The following is a 21299-nucleotide window of genomic DNA, read 5'->3' as shown; positions in this document are numbered from 1 at the left end:
TATTCACTCATTCTCTGCAACTATACCCCGAAATATCACTACTACCAAATGCACCATACCGGCCAGATGGCCAAAATACGCCTTGTGTTTGCCCGTTTGCGTCGTGTCCTGTGATATGCATTAATAGAATTTGCCCGTCGGTTAGTTGGATGATGCTCCATTTGTTTACACAGGCGGAACCTTTGCTTTGTAGAATGTTTTTGGCGGTTTGTGGGTTTTTGAGTAGAGAGTAATATTTGTTGACGATATAGTGTGATGGTGGTGCGGGTAAGGCAGGGGCTGTTGCTCCTTCCTCGCCAGCGTTTTCACCTGATTGTCCGTTGCCATTTGTCCCGCTGTTGCCTTGTGTTTGCCCGCTTTGTCCGTTTGACTCGTTCGGCTGTGGGAGGAGTTCGGTTAGGTCCTCTAAGCTTGGCATGCCGCCATTTGCTCCGGATTCTCCTTGTCCAGGAAGGATGTCTTGTAAGTTCGGTAACCCTCCGCCATTACTGTTGGAGCCGTTTTGTCCTGGTAATAATTCCTGGAAGTTTGGCATGCCGCCTCCATTTCCATTTTGTCCCGGTAGGAAGTCAGCTGGATTGGGCATACTTCCCCCATTATTTTGCCCTGGCATCAAGTCACCTAAGTTAGGCAACCCGCCGCCGTTATTAGGTGAGCCTTGGCTCGGCATGAAATCATCTAAGTGTGGTGCGCCGCCTGATGGGGGGCCATCTCCTCCTGAAAAGCCACCAGCGCCAGGAAATCCTCCGGGTAAGCCGCGAGCGTTGTGATTATTGGCCTGAGGTTGATTATAAGGTTGTGGCCCGAATGGACCGTAATAATAATACATGTTGTGCCTCCTCATTCAAATCTCCATAAAGTGTCTAGATAAATTATGATGAAATTACCTATTTGTGAATGGTTTTGCATTGGTAAATAGTCATTTTTTAAATATTAATTACTATGTCTCTTACTTTTTTTAGTGAGAAGGCTATTTTGTCTAGGGAATGGCATCTGATACGGAGTTAAATATTTATAAATATTAAATAATTCTATATTATCTAAAAATTATGTTGACATCTTTACTGTTACCGTTTAAGATATGATTAATTTATTAAAAAGATAGCCGACTGGAACACTAGAGGCTCTCTATACAGCGTGTGAAATGCTGTATAGAGAGTCTTTTTATTTTTTATAATTCCTACTAAATTAGTGCGAATAATTGGATTAAAACAGTAAAGAGGTGGCGTGGTGATGTCAGGAAAAGAGCTAGTAACATCAGATAAAGCAATGACAATAGATTCCTGTGAGATGGAGGAACTATTAATAGCAATTGCGCAAGATGCGAAAAAGAGAAGAGAAGATGGTAGTGATGCCAGACCTTTTTACGCGATGAGATTAATTAAAGAGAACAAAATAGGAGCATTGAGGGTACCTAAAGCGCTTGGTGGAGGCGGTATTGAATTGAAGGAATTAATACAAGTCGTCATCCGTTTAGCCGAGGCAGATCCAGATGTTGCTCATTTATTAAGGTCTCATTTCTCACACGTGGAAAGGTTGATTCAGCTAGGGGACGAAACGAAACGTGAACAAGAGTTGGATAAAATTGTAAATGGAGAGATCATCGGCAATGCTTATACGGAAATCTCGAAGAATGCGGCAGGCAGTTCAAAGTTCGAAACGACCTTATCCGTAGATGGAGAAAATTTTCGATTAAACGGTACAAAGTATTTTTGTACAGGAACCATGTATGCCGATTGGGTGAGTGTGATGGCAGAAACGTCGTCTGGTAAAGTAGTGTCTGCTTTTATTCCGACAGATAGAGAGGGTGTCATAATAAAAGATGATTGGGACGGGTTTGGACAAAAGGGGACAGGAAGTGGAACGACCATCTTTAAAGATGTCACGGTTTACCCGGAAGAAATCAAGGAGCTCAAGGAGGATAAAAAATCATTTAACGCCTTTCTGCAATTAATCCTACAAGCTGTGATTGCTGGTATTGTCCGCAATGTGGTGACGGATGCGAAAGATTTGATACATAAACGAAAACGCACGTTTAGTTATGCACCGGCAGAACAACCGAAGGACGATCCCTTATTACAACAAAAAGTAGGTGAAATTGCCAGTATCGCTTTTGCTGTAGAAGCAACGGTGTTAGCAGCCGCGGAAGCGTTAGAGAGGGCGACGAATCAATCAGGTAATGCGGAACAAAATTATGAGCTTAACCATGAAGCGTCATTGCAGGCAGCACAAGCAAAAGTAGTTGTGGATGAATTAGCATTAAAAGCAGCGACTCTTCTATTTGAGGTAGGAGGTGCATCAGCGACGAAGCAGTCAGCTTATTTAGATCGTCATTGGCGCAACATCCGCACGATATCTTCTCATAATCCAACTGTTTATAAAGCACAAGCGGTTGGTAAATACATCATCAATAATGAAAAGCTCCCAGTAGGGGTTGTGTATTTCTAATCACATTTAAGAAAAGCCGACTAGATCAACTAAAGGCAGACTTCTTTTATAGAAGGCTGCCTTTTTGTATTTAAAGAAATGAGTTTTAGAGGGGGAAAAGGTTTGATTCGATTTACGAATGTAAGTAAAACATTTGGCACAAAGGAGAATGTCGTAAAAGCCGTTCAAGATGTAAGTCTAGAAGTGAAGAAGGGTGAGATTTTTGGGGTTATTGGGTTTAGTGGGGCGGGAAAAAGCACCTTGTTACGTTTAGTTAATTTGCTCGAGCGACCGACTTCGGGTGAAATCATAGTTAATGACAAAAGAATTGATGCTCTCTCACAAAAAGAGTTGCGTCAATTAAGAAGCCGTATCGGGATGATTTTTCAATCTTTTAATCTCTTTAGTTCGCGAACAGTCTATGGCAATATTGCTTACCCACTTAAGCTTGCTGGCTGGTCAAAAGCAAAGCTCGATCAACGAGTGAAGGAAATGCTGAGGTTCGTAGGTTTGGAGGATAAGGCAACTAAATACCCGGAAAGTTTATCAGGCGGTCAGAAGCAAAGGGTGGGCATTGCCCGTGCCTTGGCAACATCGCCAGACATTCTCATTTGTGATGAGGCTACATCCGCACTAGATCCAGAGACAACGGAAGAGATTCTTCAGCTCCTATTGAAGGTGAATAAGGAATATAACATTACGATTATGCTCATTACCCATGAGATGCATGTGATTAAGAGAGTATGTAACCGTGTGGCTGTCATGGAGGATGGCAGAGTGATAGAAGAAGGTCAAGTATTTAACGTGTTCACGAAACCACAGAACGAGACGACTAAAAATTTCATTCGTTCCGTCCAGAATGACCAACTTTCCTCACATCTATTAGAAAAATTACAGGAGAGCAAGCGGGGGAAACTGTATCGCATTATCTATAAAGAAGGGGTTAGTAATCAGCCCATCCTATCAAAAATTAGTAAGAAATATCAGGTAGACTTCAATATTCTTTATGGCAATATTAGTGAACTGCAAGAAAGATTGTTTGGTAGTTTAATAGTCGAATTCATTGGTGAAGAAGTAGAAGTAAGTAAAGTGATTAAGGAGTTAGAAAAAATTGTTGAGTTGAAGGAGGTTCATTATGCAAGTTGATTGGGCGACATTTTGGCCAAGAATTATAGAAGCAACTGGGGAAACGATTTTGATGGTGATCTTGACTTTAATATTTGCTACTATTCTCGGTCTTGTAATTGGTTTGCTACTCTTTGTTACGAGAAAAGGAAATATTTTAGAGAATCGTTGGATTTTCTATTTCTTAAATTTATTGATTAATATTATTCGACCAATCCCATTTATCATATTTCTCGTTGCCATTAGTCCCTTTACGAGAATGATTATGGGCACAACAATCGGTACGGCCGCGGCGGTGTTGCCAATGACGATTGCCGCAGCCTTTGCTGTCGCTCGCATTGTAGAAAATAATCTTGTATCAATCGACCCGGGAATTATTGAAGCGGCTCAGGCGATGGGAGCTAGTCCATTAAGAATTATCTTTACGGTGCTCATACCGGAGGCACTTGGCCCGCTGATTCTTGGGATTACTTTTATCACTGTTGGTTTAATCGACTTCTCCGCGATGGCAGGGACAGTTGGTGGCGGTGGATTGGGTGACTTGGCGATGACTTATGGTTATCAACGATTCGATACGTCAGTCATGATCGTCACAGTTGTGATCCTTATTTTACTTGTACAAATCGCTCAGTTTTTAGGAAATATGCTTTCAAGGTTCTTTTTAAGAAGATGAAGAAAAGAGGGGTTTTTAATTGAAAAAAGGAAAATTTGTTTTCGTGCTATTTCTATTAACTGCGGTATTTTTAAGTGGATGTGGTTCTGATTCAGCTTCTGGTGACACAAAACATGTCAAAATCGGTGTGACAGGTTCAGATGGTCAGTATTGGCAGATCATTCAAGAAAGGGCAAAGGAAGAGGGAATTGAGGTCGAGTTAGTCGAGTTTTCCGATTACACTTTACCCAATAACGCTTTAATCAATGGAGAAATTGACGTGAACTCCTTTCAACATTTAGCGTTTCTAAGTCAGTTTATCGTCGAAAATGACGATGCAGATATTCAACCGATTGGCTCGACAGTTGTCGCACCAATGGGGTTATATTCGGAAAAATACGATCATCCAGACGATATCCCGGGGGGTGCAACAATTGCTATCCCAAATGATCCAGCAAATACGGGGCGGGGGTTAAAAGTATTGGAAGAGGCGGGCTTAATTACTTTGAAAGAGGATGTTGGGTTATATCCAACACCTGATGATATTGTAGACAATCCGCGAAACATAGAAATATTGACCGTTGTTGCACAACAAACGCCAAGAGTCTTACCTGATGTTGCCGCTTCGATTATTAATAGTGGAATTGCTGGTCAAGCAGGTTACCTTCTAGAGGATGCGATTTATCACGATGACCCACATAGTGAAGAAACACGGCCATACTTAAATGTTTTTGCGGTTCGTGGGGAGGATGCGAATGATGAAACATATCAAACGATTGCTAGAATTTATCAAGAAGAAAGAGTCGTAGAGGCTGTGAAGGAAGACTCCAATGGCGGGAATGTCGTTGTTGATATTCCAATTGCCGAATTACAGGACACACTTGATCAACTTCTAGCAGATATTAAATCTGGTAAACAGTAAGAGGAGGAGAGTCAATGGGTAAGCAAATTCAATTGAATGCATTTGAAATGGCTGGTGCCATGCATAATTCACATGGCTTATGGAAGCACCCTCAAAGTAGGCGGCATCGCCATTACAATGATTTGTCTTATTGGATAGATTTAGCAAAACTTTTAGAGAGGGGCAAGTTTGACGCCCTTTTCTTTGCTGATGTAGCAGGCGTATATGATGTCTATCGTAATAGTAAAGAACCAGCGATAAGAGACGGTTTGCAATTTCCTTTAAATGATCCAGCGATGATGATTTCGGCGATGGCTAGTGTGACAACGGATTTATCATTTGCTGTGACAGTGAGTACAACATATGAACATCCCTTTAGTCATGCCCGTCGTTTTTCAACATTAGACCATTTAACAAAAGGGAGAATCGCTTGGAATATTGTCACATCCTATTTACCGAATGCTGCGCGAAATTATGGCTTAACAAATATGATTAAGCATGATGAACGCTACGAGCGGGCAGATGAATTTTTAGATGTTGTCTATCAATTATGGGAAGGTAGCTGGGAGGATGGCGCGATGATAGCAGATGTCGAACGCGGCATTTTAGTCGATCCTGAAAAAGTGCATTCTATTAACCATGAAGGCCATTATTATCAAGTAGAAGGACCTCATCTAACAGACCCTTCTTTACAAAGAACGCCTGTGATTTATCAAGCGGGCACTTCTGAGAGAGGAAAAGAATTTGCCGCCAAGCATGCGGAGTGTGTCTTCATTGGCGGTCCAACAAACGAGAAAATCCGTGAGCATATTAAGGATATTAAAGCACGGGCAAAAAGGTATGGCAGAAACCCAGAACAGGTGAAATTATATACATTTTTAAATGTGATTGTAGCGGAAACGACGGAGGAAGCGGAAGCGAAGTTTGAAACGTATCAAAAACTGTGGAGTGCAGAGGCCGCAAAAGCGCAGTATGGTGGTTCAAGTGGATATGATTTATCAAAATATACCGATTTAGATAGTTATTTTGAATACAAGCATACTGAGCATGGACAATCGCGAGCAGCCTCACTAACAAAGGATGCGCCGAAAAAATTAACGGTGCGGGAAGTGTTAAACCGTTTTGAAACAATCAATCGTGATCATGTGATTGTCGGTAATCCTAAGGAAGTTGCAGATGCCATTCAGTTTTTCTTTGAGGATACAGGCATTGATGGCTTTAATTTAGCGCATTTTGTCACCCCACAAAATTTACAGGAGTTTATTGATTTAGTGATTCCTGAATTACAAGATAGAGGGTTGTATAAAAAGGATTATGCAGAAGGAACGTTTCGCGAAAAAATATTTGGTAAGGGGCAGAGCTTATTACCTAACGGACATCCAGGAAGTAGATATAGGCAAACGCACACGACAAAACTGTAAGGAGCGAGAATAGTGACTAATCGATTAGTAGGGAAAACAGGTATCAAGGTGTCCAATCTATGTTTTGGCACGATGTCATTTGGTGGAAATGCAGATAAACAGACATCTAAAGAGATGTTTCATTTAACGAGAGAGGCTGGTATTAACTTTTTTGATACAGCAAATGTATATAGTCAGGGCAGGTCAGAAGAAATTTTAGGTGAATGCATCAGCAATTGTCGTAACGAGGTGATTATTTCTTCTAAAGTAGGTTTTCCCGTTGGTGAAAATATGAATAGTAGAGGGGCATCAAGGCGTCATATTTTTCAAGCAGTTGAAGATAGTCTGAGGAGATTAAAGACAGACCGAATTGAATTTTATTTCATCCATTTGTTTGATCCTCATACAGATATAGAAGAAACGATACTTGCGCTAGATGATTTACAAAGGCAAGGAAAAATTCTTTACCCGGCAGTGAGTAATTGGTCAGCATGGCAAATTATGAAGGCACTTGGCATTTCTGCTAGAAAAGGGCTTGCTCGGTTTGAGCTCATTCAACCGATGTACAATTTAGTGAAGCGCCAAGCGGAAGTAGAACTTTTCCCGTTAGCGGAGGAAGAACAATTAGGGATCATTTCCTATAGTCCTTTAGGTGGCGGCTTATTATCTGGAAAATATAATCATGACAACTTACCCGCTCAAGGTAGATTGATAGAATTAAAAAATTATGCAAGACGGTATGGAACGAAGCAATACTATACGACGACTGAGCAATTTATCCAATTGGCACAAGAATATGGTTATCATCCAGTCTCATTAGCCATAGCCTGGGTGTTAAGGAACCCTGTAATCACGGCCCCAATCATCGGTGCACGTAGTGTGGAACAATTACAGTATGCTATTCGTGCAAGAGAAGTTCACTTAAGTGATGAGCTCTATGAAGCGATTACTAACTTATCGGAAGCACCCCCTCTTTCCACCGATCATAGTCGCGAAGAGGATTTATTTAAAGGAGTGAAGCTATAAATGCTATTAACCAAAACAAAGGACATCCACCTACGGAATGAACGGGAAGCAGCTTTAGCGGAAAAGTTTGATGAAGTAGCAAAGCAGCTAGAATCTTATGCGACTGAAAATGACGAGCGAGGGATGTTTCCGTTTGCCTCTTTTAACATATTAAGAGAGGCAGGCTTCTTTTCGTTAACAATCCCTGAGAAATACGGTGGGTACGAGGCATCATTATATGAAATGACATTAGTTTTAGAACGGTTGGCTAAGGGGGATGGAGCAGTTGCCCTTGCAGCCGGTTGGCAGTCTTGTTTATTCCTTAATTATCGTGAGGGAAACCGTTGGAAAGAGGAGGTGTTTGCGAAGGTCTGTCAAGGTGTTGTGCAAAACGGAGACATTCTTAATATCTTTGCAACTGAAAAGAAAGGCGGCAATATTTTTAGAGGAAGCCAACCAGAGACGATTGCGAGAAAAACCGCTAATGGTTACCTCATTTCAGGGGAAAAGACATTCGCCACGCTGGCACCGATTGCTGATCCACTGATAGTGATGGCCTGGGTGGAGGAAGAAGGTGTACTTGGGGAATTTCTCGTTCGCAAATCAGATAAAGTAGTAGTGAAAGAAACATGGAACACAATCGGTATGCGTTCGACAGGTAGTGATACGATTGTATTAAATGAAGTGTTCGTACCAGAGGAGGCACTGCTGGCAAAAGCAACTGGCAAAGACGGAGGCTTAAAAAACCGCTCCACCTTTCTGTTCATCGCCTCAGTCTTTCTTGGTGTTGCCCATGCAGCCAGAGATTTTATTATCGACTTTGCCAAACACCAACAAGCAGGCAGTTTAAAAAAACCAATAGCCGAAGTCCCCCACATCCAACAAAAAATCGGCGAAATGGAAATTTCCTTAACCACATCCCGTACATTACTGTATTCACTAGCAGACAAATGGGATCGCTTCCCCCACCAAAGAAATGACTTACTAAATGACTTTCAAGCAGCGAAATACACCATCTGTCACCAAGCGATACGAATCGTGGAACTCGCCATGAGAGTAGCTGGTGGAAGAGGACTGTCAAAAGACTTTAAACTAGAACGCCTTTTCCGAGACGTGCAATGTGGTCTGTCTATGCATCCGGCTGATGATATGATTGTGGAGGGGTTGGCGAAAGCTGCTTTATTTTCTGAGTAACGAATGCTTGCTATAAAATGATAATACGGACCTAATAGGAGAGAAAGATGTGGGGTATGTAAAAGTGCGACCAGCCTTAATGTTAAAGGGTGGTCGCTTTTTGTATCTTATTGACTATAAGGATGCCACGGCATATAGGCACACCAAGGTGTCACCATAATGTTTGCTTTTTTTAAAGTAACTATATAGTCGAAAGCTTGTCTTATTTCCCGGAAAATGATTGGATATGTAGAATTTTGATGAAGGTAGTCAGGGAGAACGGATAGATATGCTGCTTTTAGTGTGATAAGTAGTATTTATACTTAAAAAACATCTGTTTACCAATGTTAGCATGCTTGAAAATTTAATCACGTTTCTCGCTTTTTCTAAGTTCGTGTGAAAATAGGGAGTCAGTTGAGACAAGGAGCAATGACACTAACGGTTATTTTCAATATTGTTAATTTCCTTAATGAATGTGGTGAGATAGTAAATGAATCTTGCCACATAGTTTTCTCAAAATGTCCTTTTCCCTTTGCCATTATGTATACCCATTTTTTATTATTTGCCATTAGGAGCCACTATTTCCCTAATTATAATATGATGAATTTCCGTCTGAAAAATTGCGTACTCCAATGAAAAACAGTTATTGTATCATAAATTAACGTATCAGTTTTACACACCCCGATAAAAATGAATGTCCACTCGTTTAGGCGAAAATAATAAAAGGATGAGTTTAACCAAGATTTGCTCCCTTTTCGTTTGCTTTTTCCTCTTTTTCGTTCATTATGAAGGTACCACTTATAGAAATCCGTCATAATAAATAGGTTCAGAAGGAGAAGAGTGTAAATGTCATTAATCTTTGAAGGTTTTGGAAAGGTCGTTGGCAATACAGTTGTCCTGCCTTCTATACAATTGACCATTGAAAAAAAAGATGTGATTGCGATTCAAGCAGACATGGAATATATGCATGCATTTTTATCCTTAATGGAGGAAGATAGAAGTTATATGACAAATGAAATCCGTCTCTCAGACGGTGTTCTCCGTGGGGTGGAGGATTTATTCTTTTACCGGACGAATATGGGCGAATATAAACGGTTAACCCCTGAACAGACGGTTCGTTTTTGGTGTGACTTGTATGGTGTGAAAGTGGATATAGATAGAATTTTAGCTCTTGTCGAATTAAATGAAGTACGTAGAAAGAAAAATAAGGGACTAACGTTCTCAGAGAAAAAAAGATTGCAATTTGCACGCAGTTTGATTCAACCTACGAATATTTATATTTTCCAAGAACCCACTTATCACATTGATCTCCAATCGAAGCAAGTGTTGAATCGTATTCTAAATGAATTGCTGAAAAAGGATGGTTTCATTATTATTCTTACCTCTTCATTAGAAGAGAGCATTCGTATAGGGACAAAAGTATTCCGTTTGACCGATAGAGGACTACAGCAGCTTGAATATAACGAGGATGCCGAAGAAGAGGTAGAGGAAAAAGAGGCTAGTGACATAGAGGACGAAACAATTTACCAACAAAGATTTGAGAAAATATCAGCTAAATCAGACGATAAATTTATTCTATTTGATCCATTGGAGATTGATTTTGTGGAATCGAGAGATAGACAAACAATTCTCCATGTGAATAATGAAGAGTTTATATCAACTGTTTCAATGAAGGACATTGAAACGAGATTACATATATATGGTTTTTTCCGTTGTCATCGCTCTTACTTAGTAAATTTGCAGCGGGTTAGGGAAGTTGTGGTATGGAGTAAGAATAGTTATAGCCTCACATTGGAAAATGAAAAGACGGTCCCTTTATCCAAATCAAGATATGGGGAGTTAAAAGAACTGTTGAACTGGTAAAAGGGGTGAGTCGGATGAATGTACGACAAATTAAGGTTTTAATGGTAAGGGAACTCAAAGATTTGCGCTTTAATGGGCAAGTATTACTACTCTTTTTCACTGCCTTCGCGATGATTTTTCTCATTTACATATTAAATAATCTGACAATCACCTTTTCAAATGAACAGATTACCTTTTTCAAAGGCATGACTTCACTGCTGAGTTTTATTAGTATATTGGTGACAATGTACACACAAGGAAACATAATGGTTGAAGAAAAAGAGCAAGGGACAGGAATAGTATATCGATTGATGAAGGTAAGGCGAATCAATATTTTCTTAGCTAAATCCATCGTCACCTATAGCATGTCTTATCTTTTGTTCACTATTGGCATGATTATTTATGGCTATAGTTTACCGCAAATACTGATGGCCAGTATATTTACCATCCCCTTTTTAAGTATGTGGCTTTTTATAGGGACGGCTATCGCTGAATATGCAAAAAATACAATTGATGTAAGTTTATATGGATGGCCAATTATGATAGCTTATTTCTTAATAGAAGGATTTGTTTATTCTTCGCTCCTGAATAAGTTAACGATTCTTTTTCCCAATTATCATATTGAACGGGGTCTTACTCTGATTGAAAATGATGACTTTACCTCTGTATTGAAGTTTATGGTTGTGCCATTTATTTGGAGTGGCATGGCTTTACTATTCCTTATAAAGAGAAGGCAAAAGAACGGTCTCCATTGAGGCATAAATCGTCTCCACTCGGAATGAATTTCCCTCCTTTCATGCAAAAGTGGCTGATATAGAAGGGATTATCCTTCATACTAAAAGTAGGCAAACATGAGAGGGGAGAACTTATGCAAGACATACAAGATTTCTATTTGAACTTAATGCCAGCACTAGAAGATAATTTATTTCTACAATTACTGAGTATTTTTGTTTTATCGCTCATCCCATTTTTTGAATCATACGGTGCGATTCCATTCGGGTTCCTTTTGGGATTTCCTGGAATACCCGTTATTTTAATAGCGATATTAGGTAACTGGGTATCAGTCATGGCTTTTATATGGGTTATTAATGCGTTGAGGTCAAAGTTGATGAAAGGAAAGAAAGAGGAAAAAGAACCAACTAAACGTATGATCAAAGCAAAGAAATATTTTGAAAAATATGGTGTACCAGGCGTTTCTTTAGCAGGACTTCTATGGGGATTTCATATTTCGGCTGCAATCGGATTAGCAGGAGGGGCAAAAAAAAGCTATGTCAGCTTATGGGCAACCATTGCTATCGTAGCACAGGCACTTGTTATTGGAATTTTAATCATGTCTGGTATTAATTTATTCTCTTAAAATGAAATACTTCCATTGATTATTACAAATACTTTTATCAGTATGCCTTGTATTTCTTACTAAAAATGAAATTTAGAAAGGAGTGTTGGCGTGTTTAAAAAAAGAGAGACCCGTTTTGTAGAAATATTGAAAGAAAGTTACTCATCAGGGCTGCTTTCCATCCTCGTTGATCGTGAAACCGGGGTCCATTATGTTCATACATGGGCAAGTACAGGCGGAAGTGGACTTACTCCGTTGTTAGATGAAACCGGGAAGGTTGTTGTGAAGAAACTAGAGTAACCTTTTATGCCAGAAACCGTTGTTTTTAACTCTCAGACTGTAGACAACCCTACCTTGCATTAATTGAAGGTGGGGTTGTCTGCTGCTTTAGAAGATTTTCTTCTTTTTTAGGTTGGCACCATGCGGAAGACAAAGATATAAGCCATGTAAAACGAGGAAACAACGCTAATAGAAAGGAAGATAAAGATATAAGCAATGTAAAACGAGGAAACGACGCAAATAGAGCGGAAGACAAGGATATAAGCAATGTAAAACGGTGAAACGACGCAAATAGAGCGGAAGGCAAAAATATAAGCAAATTAAAATGGTGAAACGACGCTAATAGAGCGGAGGACAAAGATATAAGCAAAGTAAAACGAAGAAACGATGCTAATAGAGCGGAAGCCAAAGATATAAGCAATGTAAAACGGTGAAACGATGCTAATAGAGCGGAAGACAAAAATATAAGCAATGTAAAACGGTGAAACGACGCAAATAGAGCGGAAGTCAAAAATATAAGCAATGTAAAACGGTGAAACGACGCAAATAGAGCGGAAGGCAAAAATATAAGCCATGTAAAACGAGGAAACGACGCTAATAGAAAGGAAGCCAAAGATATAAGCCATGTAAAACGAGGAAACAACGCTAATAGAGCGGAAGCCAAAGATATAAGCAAAGTAAAACGAAGAAACGATGCTAATAGAGCGGAAGCTAAAGATATAAGCAATGTAAAACGGTGAAACGACGCAAATAGAGCGGAAGCCAAAGATATAAGCAATGTAAAACGAAGAAACAACGCTAATAGGGCGAAAGTCAAAGATATAAGCCATGTAAAACGAGGAAACGACGCTAATAGAAAGGAAGCCAAAGATATAAGCCATGTAAAACGGTGAAACGACGCTAATAGAGCGGAGGACAAAGATATAAGCAAAGTAAAAGGAAACAACGCTAATAGAACAGAAGCCAAAGATATAAGCCATGTAAAACGAAAAAACAACGCTAATAAAACCGAAGCCAAAAATATAAGCAATGTAAAACAAAGGAACAACGCAAATAAAACGAAAGACAGAGGAATAAGCAACGCAATATGAGTAAACACCAAACCAAGGCCACCCACCAACATTAGCTATTATCCGTAACTAATTTACACATATAAAATGAGTGGCCCGAATACAAGTCATCCCTGTATCCTTAACTCCTTATCCATGGAGACAAAGGAAAAACCCTGCTCAACTTTTAGAGCAAGGTTTTCTTAAACCGACCATGAATATTATTCCACTTATACGTACCAGCTTCGCTAAATTCATATAGTTCCATTGATAAAGCAAAATAGCGGTGATCATATAGTTCCTGGAAGTGTTCCTTCATCATGGTAAAGAGTTCATCACATACCGATGCCTTTTCTTGTTCACTTCGTCCGGAGCCGATTTTGAGGGTTGCATGAACGAAGGCATCGTCTGCCTGACCATCTGCAATATAGTAGTCTGCTAGTTCAATTGCCCTTGAACGGATACCGCCTATTGGAAAAGTAGGCGATTTACTGATGAGGATCTTGTTCGCTTTTTCCAATAAAGCGGGAATATGTGCATCGCTTTTGATGTTACTTGTATATTCAATAATGAAATGTGGCATAAATATCCTCCTTTTACTGATAGACCGGTTCACTAACAATGGTGTTCTTGAGTCGACCGATGCCTTCGATTTCAGTGATGACCGTGTCGCCCACTTTCGTATCGACTGAACCTTTTGGCGTCCCAGTGAGAATGATATCGTTTTTATTGAGTGTCATGAAACTGCTTAAATAAGCGATGAGCTTTGGAATACTAAAAATCATATCTTTCGTTGTTCCTTCTTGGACGATTTTGTCATTTACATAGGTGCGTAATGCGAGATTCATTGGATCTTTTATTTCATCTGCGCTGACAAACCAGGGGCCGAGCGGTGTCAATGTATCACGATTTTTCACACGTAAGTTCGGGCGATAGTAGTTTTCCAAATAATCGCGGATGGCATAATCATTGGCCACGGTATACCCAGCGATATAGTCATATGCATCCTTCTCTTGAATGTTTTTACCAGATCGGCCAATCACAACTGCTAGCTCACATTCATAATGCATATAGGTGACATCGGCAGGGCGAAAAGTTTCCCCGTTATGACCGATAAGTGTATTAGGTCCTTTTAAAAAAACAAGTGGCTCTTTCGGTGCGTTAAAAGCAAGCTCTGCCGCGTGATCAGCATAGTTGAGTCCTAGTGCAAAAATTGTTTGTGGCACAATAGGAGGAAGCCAAACGACATCATCCTCTGAAACGGTGGCGCCAGTATCTAATTGTAGCTTACCGTCCCATTCTGTGGCCTCATGAATATTTCCTTGATAAGCGACACGTGCGGTTTTCATATCGTATTCTCCTTTACAGCTTGTTTTGTGACAACCACTTGGTTTTCAAGTGAGCCGATGCCAGCAATCGTTATTTTAACAACATCCCCATTACGAGCAAGAGGTGGGTTCTCTGGTACACCGATCAGTAATGTATCTCCTTCATACAAGGTCATAAAGGAAGTAACTTCTGCAATCAGCTCGTCGACAGAGCGGATTAAGTTTCTTGTTGTTTGCTGCTGCTTTAACTCGCCGTTAATATGGACAGTAATGTCTAAATCATCAGGGTTTGGTATTTCCTCATTTTCAACAATCCAAGGCCCAATAGGGCAAAATCCATCTCTTGCTTTTTCTTTGATGGCAGGACGATACACACTGCTGTGTGGGATACTGACGTCGTTGGCGACTGTGTAGCCCAAAATATAATCCCGTACTTCTTTTTTTGAGACTTTACTTGCTTTTTTACCGATGACTACTGCAAGAGCAGCACCTATTTGTAAGGAATCTTCTTCTTGTGGCAAAGGAATGGTCGCTTGATGGTTGTTGATTGTATTGACTGGTTTGATATAAAGAATTGGTGCTTTCGGTGGTTGTTGGTAAGGGCTTTCATAAATAGCTGAACCGAGTGCTTCTAGCTCACCTTTGTAGTTAAGTAGTGTTCCATAAATTGTTCCTGATACAGGGGGAAGGACGTCAAGCTGTTCCATTGGGGTTGTTTCTTCTCCAATGGTTATTAACTGTTTAGTAGGTTCGACAAGAACTTCTTGTAAAATCAATTGTCCATTATATCTCATCATTGCTTTTATCAATGGATTCAACACTCCTTCAACAAAATGGTGATTAAATCATAATAGATTACGAGTTATTTTTCAAATTATTAAAATAGTCAATCAGTTATTCACTGATGTAACGATTTAACGTAAAGAATAGAGAGAGTAAGGAGCAGAGGGGTTTTCGCAAGATGATCTGGGGGATCTATACTTTTTTTATATTAAAAACCAATGAAATTGGTATTTTTCTAATTTTGGACGGTCATGATAGAGTGTTTTTGAAAAGGCTTTCAAATTAATAGACTGAATTTTTAGATAAGTAATTAAATAAGGATGTGATAGTCTATGCAAAATGAAGTGCGCAATCATCAATCCCATGTAACTAAATATGATCGAATAGCAGAGATGGATGAATTTCGAGTGTTAATGGCAGAAAAGAAAAAGTTTATTCTCTCGTATACACTGTTCTATGTTGGTTACTCATTACTTTTGCCCTTTTTAGCTCTGTACACGGATGTATTAAATGTCCATGTTTTTGGAGAAGTGACACTTGCTTGGTTATATGGTGTTTCTTTTATCCCTATTTCCCTTTGGGTGTGCAATGTTTATGTGAAACGAGCCGCTCATTTTGATGAAGTGGTGAAAAGTATATTAGAAAGGGAGAATGTATAACATGGATATGCAGGTTATTATACTTTTTTCAATTATTACTATTGGCACCTTGCTAATAACGTATTTCGCTTCGAAAAAAACAAAAACGGCTGGCTCTTTTTATACAGCGGGCGGTGGATTAACTGCTAGGCAAAATGGTTTGGCTTTAGCAGGTGACTTTATGTCTGCCTCGACCTTTTTAGGGTTAATTGGTGCTTTTGCTTTGTCAGGTTTCGATGGATTCTTCCTTATGTATCCTGCATTACTATCCTTCTTAGTGATTTTATTTTTAGTAGCTGAACCTTTACGAAACTTAGGTAAGTACACATTAGGTGACATGATTACTGCACGTTACCGTTTCAAGCAGGTGCGCGCGGTCACTGCCATTAACACAATTGTTATATCCATTTTTTATATGCTTGGCCAATTGGTTGCGGCTGGTGCTTTGTTCAAATTGTTATTAGGTATTCCATTTCATATCTCAATCATTATTGTTGGTATTGGTATGCTCACATTTGTACTCTTCGGTGGAATGACGGCAACGAGCTGGGTCCAGATTATTAAGGCGATATTACTCGTGGGCGGAACCTTTATTTTGTTTATTATGGTGATGTGGCAATTTAATTTTAACTTCATTGGGATGTTTGCTGAGATGAAAACTGCTACACCAGTTGGAGCCGATTTCTTGAACCCTGGGGTAAAGTATTTAAGCGGATTGGATGCAGCCTCATTGGTGTTAGGGTTGTTGCTTGGGGCGGCAGGCTTACCGCATATTTTAGTCAGATTCTTGACAGTTCCCAATGCCCAAGTTGCGCGTAAGTCCGTTGTTTGGGTCATGTGGATTATGGGGTGTTTTCATTTTATGGTAATCTTCTTAGGGTTTGGTGCAGCGAAGTTAGTAGGGATGCCATCCATTATTGAAGCCAATCCAGCCGGTAATATGGCGGCACCATTATTGGCGCAACTTGTTGGTGGGGATTTGATGTTTGCCTTCATTTCAGCGGTCTCATTTGCAACGATTCTAGCAGTTGTAGCGGGGATTGTTGTGACAGGGGCAGCTGCGTTCTCTCATGATTTGTATAATGAAATTTTCAAAAATGGACAAGCGACAGAGAAACAGCAAATGACCATGGTTCGCTTAGCTTCAATAATGATTACGGCGGTATCCATTGTACTCTCCCTTTCTTTACAAAGCTTCAATGTTGCTTTCTTAGCTTCCCTTGCTTTTACTTTGGCAGCAAGCTCGAATCTTCCAGTTATTTTATTTACGGTATTCTGGCGAAAGTTTAATAAAACGGGGGCGGTTTTCGGGATGTTGGTCGGTTTACTGGGGACGCTTACACTCGTTGCCTTAAGCCCGAATGTGTGGAATCCTGTACCAGGTGCGGCGCTCCTAACAGGTGAAGCTATCTTCCCGCTTTCTTCACCAGGTATCGTTTCCATCCCACTTGGTTTCTTAGCTTGTTACATTGGGACAAAAATTGGTGCCAAGAAAGCAGCTTTGGAAGAAGATCGCTATACAGAAATATTAGTAAAATCACATACAGGTAGCGATGTGAAAGGTGTAATTAAACATTAAATATTGGTGAACGAGATGCCTGGTTGTTGGCGGGTATCTTGTTTTTTTATGAGGAGAGATGTTACGGCTCTTGTAGGAAGAGGGGGGAATGAGAGCGACGCAAAAAGAGAAATTGTTGCTCTCAGTTTACCAAGCGAATCGAAAAAATCACCGGTAAAAAGGAACTGTGAAAATCCCCTTTCCCCCGTTCGAAACCAAATATACCCATCTCAAAAAACTACTCTATCAACCTATCTCACCCAATTCAATCAAACGTTTGTTTGAAAGGTCTCTATCATCCGACTCGCACTTTTGGAGAGGTAACGATTTTTCAACCAGATAATGGCTGATTCTGATTGGATGGTTGCATCTTCTAGTTCTACGACCATCGTCTTGTCTGCATAATAGGATTGCAGTGTAGATTTAGGCACAATCGTTGCGCCAACGCCGGCACTCACAAGGGATAATAGCATAGAGGCATCAGGACACTCTAAAATCACTTTCGGTTCGAAGCCGTGACGTCGGCATTCATTTGTGACGATTTCGAATTGACCTTTGCCATTGATGCGATGGAGTAAGAGTAATGGGAAGTTTTTGATATCTTTCATTCTGATTGAGGTCTTGTTGTGGATATGTTGTTGCCATGATTCCGGGATGACGAGGACGTAAGGTTCTGTCGGAAAACGAATCATCTCAATATCATCCATCTCTAGTGGGAGGCGAGTGACAGCTAGTTCGATTTCACGATTCTTCAGCAGCTCGCCAATGTAGTATGTGTCACCTTCTCTTAACTGAAAAGTAACGAGAGGGTATTTTTCACGAAAAGCACGAAGGCGATCGGGTAAAAAGGCGAAACATGATTTGCTCGCGCCGATAGCCAATTTTCCTTTTATGCCTTCATTTGTTTCTTTGACTTCATTTTTTGCCTCATCTAACTCAGATAATATTTGCAAGGCGCGTTCATAAAGGACCCTGCCTGATTTGGTCAGTTCCATTTTCCTGCCGATGCGATCGAATAATTTGACTTCTAGTTCATCTTCTAACTGTTTCAGCTGGTGACTAAGTGGTGGTTGTGCCATATGTAACTTCTTTGCTGCTCGAGTGATTTGCCCTTCTTGAACAATTGTACAAAAGTATTGCAGCTGCTTTATGTCCATATTGCGCCTCCTTGAAACTATACTTTTTTTATATCCAAAACAAACAAAAACAATATTTTTTATATAATCTAACACATGTTAAACTGCAATTGAAAGAGCTTACAGTAAAAATATTCTAAAATTTCAGAACTAAATAAAAAGAAGGAGTGTTTGTAAATGACGAAGTTTGCAGAAGTAAAACAAAGATTAAGAGGTTCGATTGCCCCGATTATTACACCATTTCATGAAGATGAATCGATAGACTTTGAATCATTTAAAAAACTCATCCATTGGCATATTGAAAGCGGAAGTCATGGCATTTCTGTTACGGGAACAACTGGAGAACCAAGTTCATTGACAATCGATGAACGAATCAAAGTGATGGAAGTGGCAAAAGAAACGATTAACGGAAGAGTACCATTTGTACCAGGTACAGGCTCAACAAACCATCAAGAAACGTTGTATTTAACGAAGAAAGCAGAAGAAATGGGTGCAGACGCTGCCCTTATTATCGTTCCTTATTATAATAAGCCTTCGCAACATGCGTTATATAAACATTTTAAGCTCGTCGCTGACTCTGTACCTGATCTTCCCCTTATTGTATATAACATCCCAGGTCGAACAGGAACAAATATGCATGTGGAAACACTTGCGAAGTTAAGTAAAGATTGTCCAAATATTATTGGTGTAAAAGAATCAAATAAAGATTTCGAACATGTGAATCGTGTGTTACTAAATTGCGGTCGTGACTTCCTACTCTATTCAGGAATTGAACTCCTCTGTTACCCGATGCTGGCCATTGGTGGCGCGGGACATATTAGTGCAACAGCAAATATTGTTCCTGATAAAGTGGCAGCGATTTATGATGCATGGAAAAATGGCGATGTCGAGCAATCTCAAAACTTGCATTACGAACTCATGGAGTTAAATGATGTTTTGTTCAAAGATACGAACCCTGCCCCATTAAAAGCAGCGCTAGGTCAAATGGGCAAAATTAAGCCCGTTCTCAGATTGCCAATGGATTTACCAACGAAGAGCTTACAAGATGAAATTGCAGAAGTATTAAAACAATATGTAGAGCTTCCAGGCGGTGTCGTGCAGAAGTAAGCCGATTTTAAAAAGGAGTGAATCAATATGGCCAATCATGTAACCGATACGAACCAACCGACACAAAATCTAGCTGTTGAGGACGTATCGCTGTTTATCAACGGTGAATTTGTTGATAGTGTTTCAAAGAAAACGTTTGCCAATTTAAGTCCTTTTACGAATGAAACGATTAATCTTGTAGCTGAAGGTAGGAAGGAAGATATTGATGCCGCGGTAGAAAGTGCGAAAACCGCTTTTGATACGACTTGGAAAACAATGAAAATCTCAGAGCGTATGGTTTATATTAACCGCATCGCTGACCTTATTGATGAAGAAGCGGAAGAGATTGCGAGATTAGAAGCGATTGATACAGGGTTACCGATCAGTCAAACGAAAAAACAAGCAGCACGTGCGGCGATGAACTTCCGATTTTACGCGAAAATGGTTGAATCTACCTTGCATGGTGAGGCTTATCAAGTGGACGATGAATTTATCAATTACACCATCTATAAACCGCTTGGGGTGGTGGGGTTAATTACTCCGTGGAATGCGCCGTTTATGTTAGAAACATGGAAGGTGGCGCCTGCTTTAGCGACTGGGAATACAGTCGTCCTTAAACCTGCGGAGCTATCTCCTTTAACGGCAAATAAATTGGCTGAAGTGATACAAAAAGCCGGTTTGCCGAAAGGGGTATTCAATATTGTCCACGGTTTCGGGGAAACGGCCGGTGATGCGCTTGTTCGTCATCCTGATGTGGAAGCGATTTCATTTACGGGTGAAACAACGACTGGCTCGACCATTATTAAAAATGCTGCCGATACGTTGAAGAAAACCTCAATGGAATTAGGGGGGAAATCACCGCTGATTGTTTTTGAGGATGCCGATTTAGATCGCGCCCTTGATGCAGCTGTATGGGGAATATTCTCGTTTAATGGTGAGCGCTGTACATCGAATTCCCGCGTGTTTTTACACAAAAATATTAAAGAAAAGTTCGTTGCAGCACTTAAAGAACGGGTGAAGAACATTGTCGTTGGTGATCCGATGGATAAGTCCACTGAACTTGGCCCGCTGATTGAAACGGCCCATTATAACAAAGTGAAAAAATATATTGAAATCGCGGGAGAAGAAGGATGTGACGTTTTCCAAGGGGATGTGCCAGCAGCATTCTCTGCCGGTAACTATGTTCCGCCTACTTTATTATTAAATGCGACGAATGATATGACGGTTTGTCAGGAAGAAATTTTCGGACCAGTGATGGCTGTAATTGAATTTGAAACAGAAGAAGAGGTCATCAAAGTGGCGAACGACGTTAAATACGGCTTAGCTGGGTTCGTTTGGACGAATGATATTAAGCGTGGTCACCGCGTGGCCCAAGCTGTAGAGGCAGGAATGATTTGGATTAATTCACAAAATACACGGGATTTACGCATTCCGTTTGGTGGAACGAAGGCGAGTGGTATCGGCAGAGAAGGTGGACATTATGCCATTTTCGAGTTTTATACAGAACCTAAAGTCATTCATGTCGCCATCAGTGATCACCATATTCCACAATTCGGTAAGAAAAAATAAGGAGGGGAATAG

General features: G+C 40.2%; 21 protein-coding genes. 15 read left to right on the top strand and 6 right to left on the bottom strand.

Translation table 11 applies throughout. From position 1 onward, the window contains the following. Window positions 1–7: 7 nt before the first annotated feature. The gene (locus tag MHH73_RS20350) at window positions 8–670 is read right to left on the bottom strand and encodes a hypothetical protein (RefSeq protein ID WP_341069044.1); all 663 of its coding nucleotides are present in this window, start codon (window positions 668–670) and stop codon (window positions 8–10) included. Between the two features lie 563 nt (window positions 671–1233). Between MHH73_RS20350 and MHH73_RS20345 the strand changes: the two genes are divergently transcribed. The 11 genes from MHH73_RS20345 to MHH73_RS20295 all read left to right on the top strand — a co-directional run bounded on the left by MHH73_RS20345 (window position 1234) and on the right by MHH73_RS20295 (window position 12161). Then, a complete protein-coding gene (locus tag MHH73_RS20345; protein ID WP_341069041.1) occupies window positions 1234–2448 on the top strand; it encodes an acyl-CoA dehydrogenase family protein in 1215 nt (404 codons plus the stop codon). Window positions 2449–2550: 102 nt separating this feature from the next. Then, complete coding sequence (locus MHH73_RS20340; RefSeq protein ID WP_191813437.1) at window positions 2551–3573, top strand: methionine ABC transporter ATP-binding protein; 1023 nt, start codon at window positions 2551–2553, stop codon at window positions 3571–3573. Next, window positions 3563–4225 carry a methionine ABC transporter permease gene (locus MHH73_RS20335; RefSeq protein WP_191813435.1) on the top strand — a complete coding sequence of 221 codons (663 nt, stop codon included), beginning with the start codon at window positions 3563–3565 and terminating at the stop codon, window positions 4223–4225. Before MHH73_RS20340 ends, MHH73_RS20335 begins: the two co-directional genes overlap by 11 nt. A 19-nt stretch (window positions 4226–4244) precedes the next feature. Next, window positions 4245–5126, top strand: coding sequence for a MetQ/NlpA family ABC transporter substrate-binding protein (locus tag MHH73_RS20330; protein WP_341069036.1), 882 nt, complete (start codon window positions 4245–4247; stop codon window positions 5124–5126). 14 nt (window positions 5127–5140) lie between these two features. Next, complete coding sequence (locus MHH73_RS20325) at window positions 5141–6526, top strand: LLM class flavin-dependent oxidoreductase (RefSeq protein ID WP_341069034.1); 1386 nt, start codon at window positions 5141–5143, stop codon at window positions 6524–6526. 12 nt (window positions 6527–6538) lie between these two features. After that, window positions 6539–7531 carry an aldo/keto reductase gene (locus MHH73_RS20320; protein WP_341069031.1) on the top strand — a complete coding sequence of 331 codons (993 nt, stop codon included), beginning with the start codon at window positions 6539–6541 and terminating at the stop codon, window positions 7529–7531. Next, on the top strand, window positions 7532–8704 hold the full coding sequence (locus MHH73_RS20315; RefSeq protein WP_341069029.1) for an acyl-CoA dehydrogenase family protein: 1173 nt from the start codon (window positions 7532–7534) through the stop codon (window positions 8702–8704). Window positions 8705–9529: 825 nt separating this feature from the next. Then, window positions 9530–10546 (top strand): LytTR family transcriptional regulator DNA-binding domain-containing protein, encoded by a 1017-nt coding sequence (locus MHH73_RS20310; protein WP_341069027.1) that lies wholly within the window; start codon window positions 9530–9532, stop codon window positions 10544–10546. A 14-nt stretch (window positions 10547–10560) separates the two neighbouring features. Next, window positions 10561–11280 carry a hypothetical protein gene (locus MHH73_RS20305; RefSeq protein WP_341069025.1) on the top strand — a complete coding sequence of 240 codons (720 nt, stop codon included), beginning with the start codon at window positions 10561–10563 and terminating at the stop codon, window positions 11278–11280. Window positions 11281–11393: 113 nt separating this feature from the next. Beyond that, entirely contained in the window at window positions 11394–11882 is a 489-nt protein-coding gene (locus tag MHH73_RS20300) for a small multi-drug export protein (RefSeq protein WP_341069023.1), read from the top strand. 90 nt (window positions 11883–11972) lie between these two features. Then, the gene (locus MHH73_RS20295) at window positions 11973–12161 is read left to right on the top strand and encodes a DUF6440 family protein (RefSeq protein ID WP_341069021.1); all 189 of its coding nucleotides are present in this window, start codon (window positions 11973–11975) and stop codon (window positions 12159–12161) included. Between the two features lie 299 nt (window positions 12162–12460). On the opposite strand, the gene MHH73_RS20290 is transcribed toward MHH73_RS20295, so the two are convergent. The 4 genes from MHH73_RS20290 to MHH73_RS20275 form a co-directional block, all read right to left on the bottom strand. After that, a complete protein-coding gene (locus tag MHH73_RS20290; protein WP_341069018.1) occupies window positions 12461–13180 on the bottom strand; it encodes a hypothetical protein in 720 nt (239 codons plus the stop codon). Between the two features lie 196 nt (window positions 13181–13376). Beyond that, complete coding sequence (locus tag MHH73_RS20285) at window positions 13377–13772, bottom strand: 5-carboxymethyl-2-hydroxymuconate Delta-isomerase (RefSeq protein WP_341069016.1); 396 nt, start codon at window positions 13770–13772, stop codon at window positions 13377–13379. Window positions 13773–13785: 13 nt separating this feature from the next. Next, window positions 13786–14538, bottom strand: coding sequence for a fumarylacetoacetate hydrolase family protein (locus MHH73_RS20280; protein ID WP_191813414.1), 753 nt, complete (start codon window positions 14536–14538; stop codon window positions 13786–13788). After that, entirely contained in the window at window positions 14535–15326 is a 792-nt protein-coding gene (locus tag MHH73_RS20275) for a fumarylacetoacetate hydrolase family protein (protein WP_341069013.1), read from the bottom strand. The genes MHH73_RS20280 and MHH73_RS20275 overlap by 4 nt, the downstream gene beginning before the upstream one ends. Before the next feature lie 306 nt (window positions 15327–15632). On the opposite strand from MHH73_RS20275, the gene MHH73_RS20270 reads away from it, so the two are divergent. Continuing rightward, window positions 15633–15959 (top strand): DUF485 domain-containing protein, encoded by a 327-nt coding sequence (locus tag MHH73_RS20270; protein ID WP_341069010.1) that lies wholly within the window; start codon window positions 15633–15635, stop codon window positions 15957–15959. A gap of 1 nt (window position 15960) precedes the next feature. Further along, complete coding sequence (locus MHH73_RS20265; RefSeq protein WP_341069008.1) at window positions 15961–17517, top strand: solute symporter family protein; 1557 nt, start codon at window positions 15961–15963, stop codon at window positions 17515–17517. A gap of 248 nt (window positions 17518–17765) precedes the next feature. Here the strand turns inward: MHH73_RS20265 and MHH73_RS20260 are convergent, their stop codons facing one another. After that, window positions 17766–18653: a LysR family transcriptional regulator gene (locus tag MHH73_RS20260; RefSeq protein ID WP_191813408.1), complete on the bottom strand. Its 888-nt coding sequence runs from the start codon at window positions 18651–18653 to the stop codon at window positions 17766–17768. A 156-nt stretch (window positions 18654–18809) separates the two neighbouring features. Here MHH73_RS20260 and hpaI point away from each other — a divergent pair, with 156 nt between their 5' ends. Continuing rightward, window positions 18810–19739, top strand: a complete 930-nt coding sequence (hpaI, locus tag MHH73_RS20255; protein WP_191813406.1) for a 2,4-dihydroxyhept-2-ene-1,7-dioic acid aldolase — start codon at window positions 18810–18812, stop codon at window positions 19737–19739. 27 nt (window positions 19740–19766) lie between these two features. Then, complete coding sequence (gene hpaE, locus MHH73_RS20250; protein ID WP_341069005.1) at window positions 19767–21287, top strand: 5-carboxymethyl-2-hydroxymuconate semialdehyde dehydrogenase; 1521 nt, start codon at window positions 19767–19769, stop codon at window positions 21285–21287. The last annotated feature ends 12 nt before the right edge of the window (window positions 21288–21299 follow it).

The sequence above is a fragment of the Cytobacillus sp. FSL K6-0265 genome (assembly GCF_038003465.1).
GTDB classification, from domain to species: Bacteria; Bacillota; Bacilli; order Bacillales; family Cytobacillaceae; genus Cytobacillus; species Cytobacillus stercorigallinarum.
This window is presented reverse-complemented; position numbering and strand designations above follow the sequence as displayed.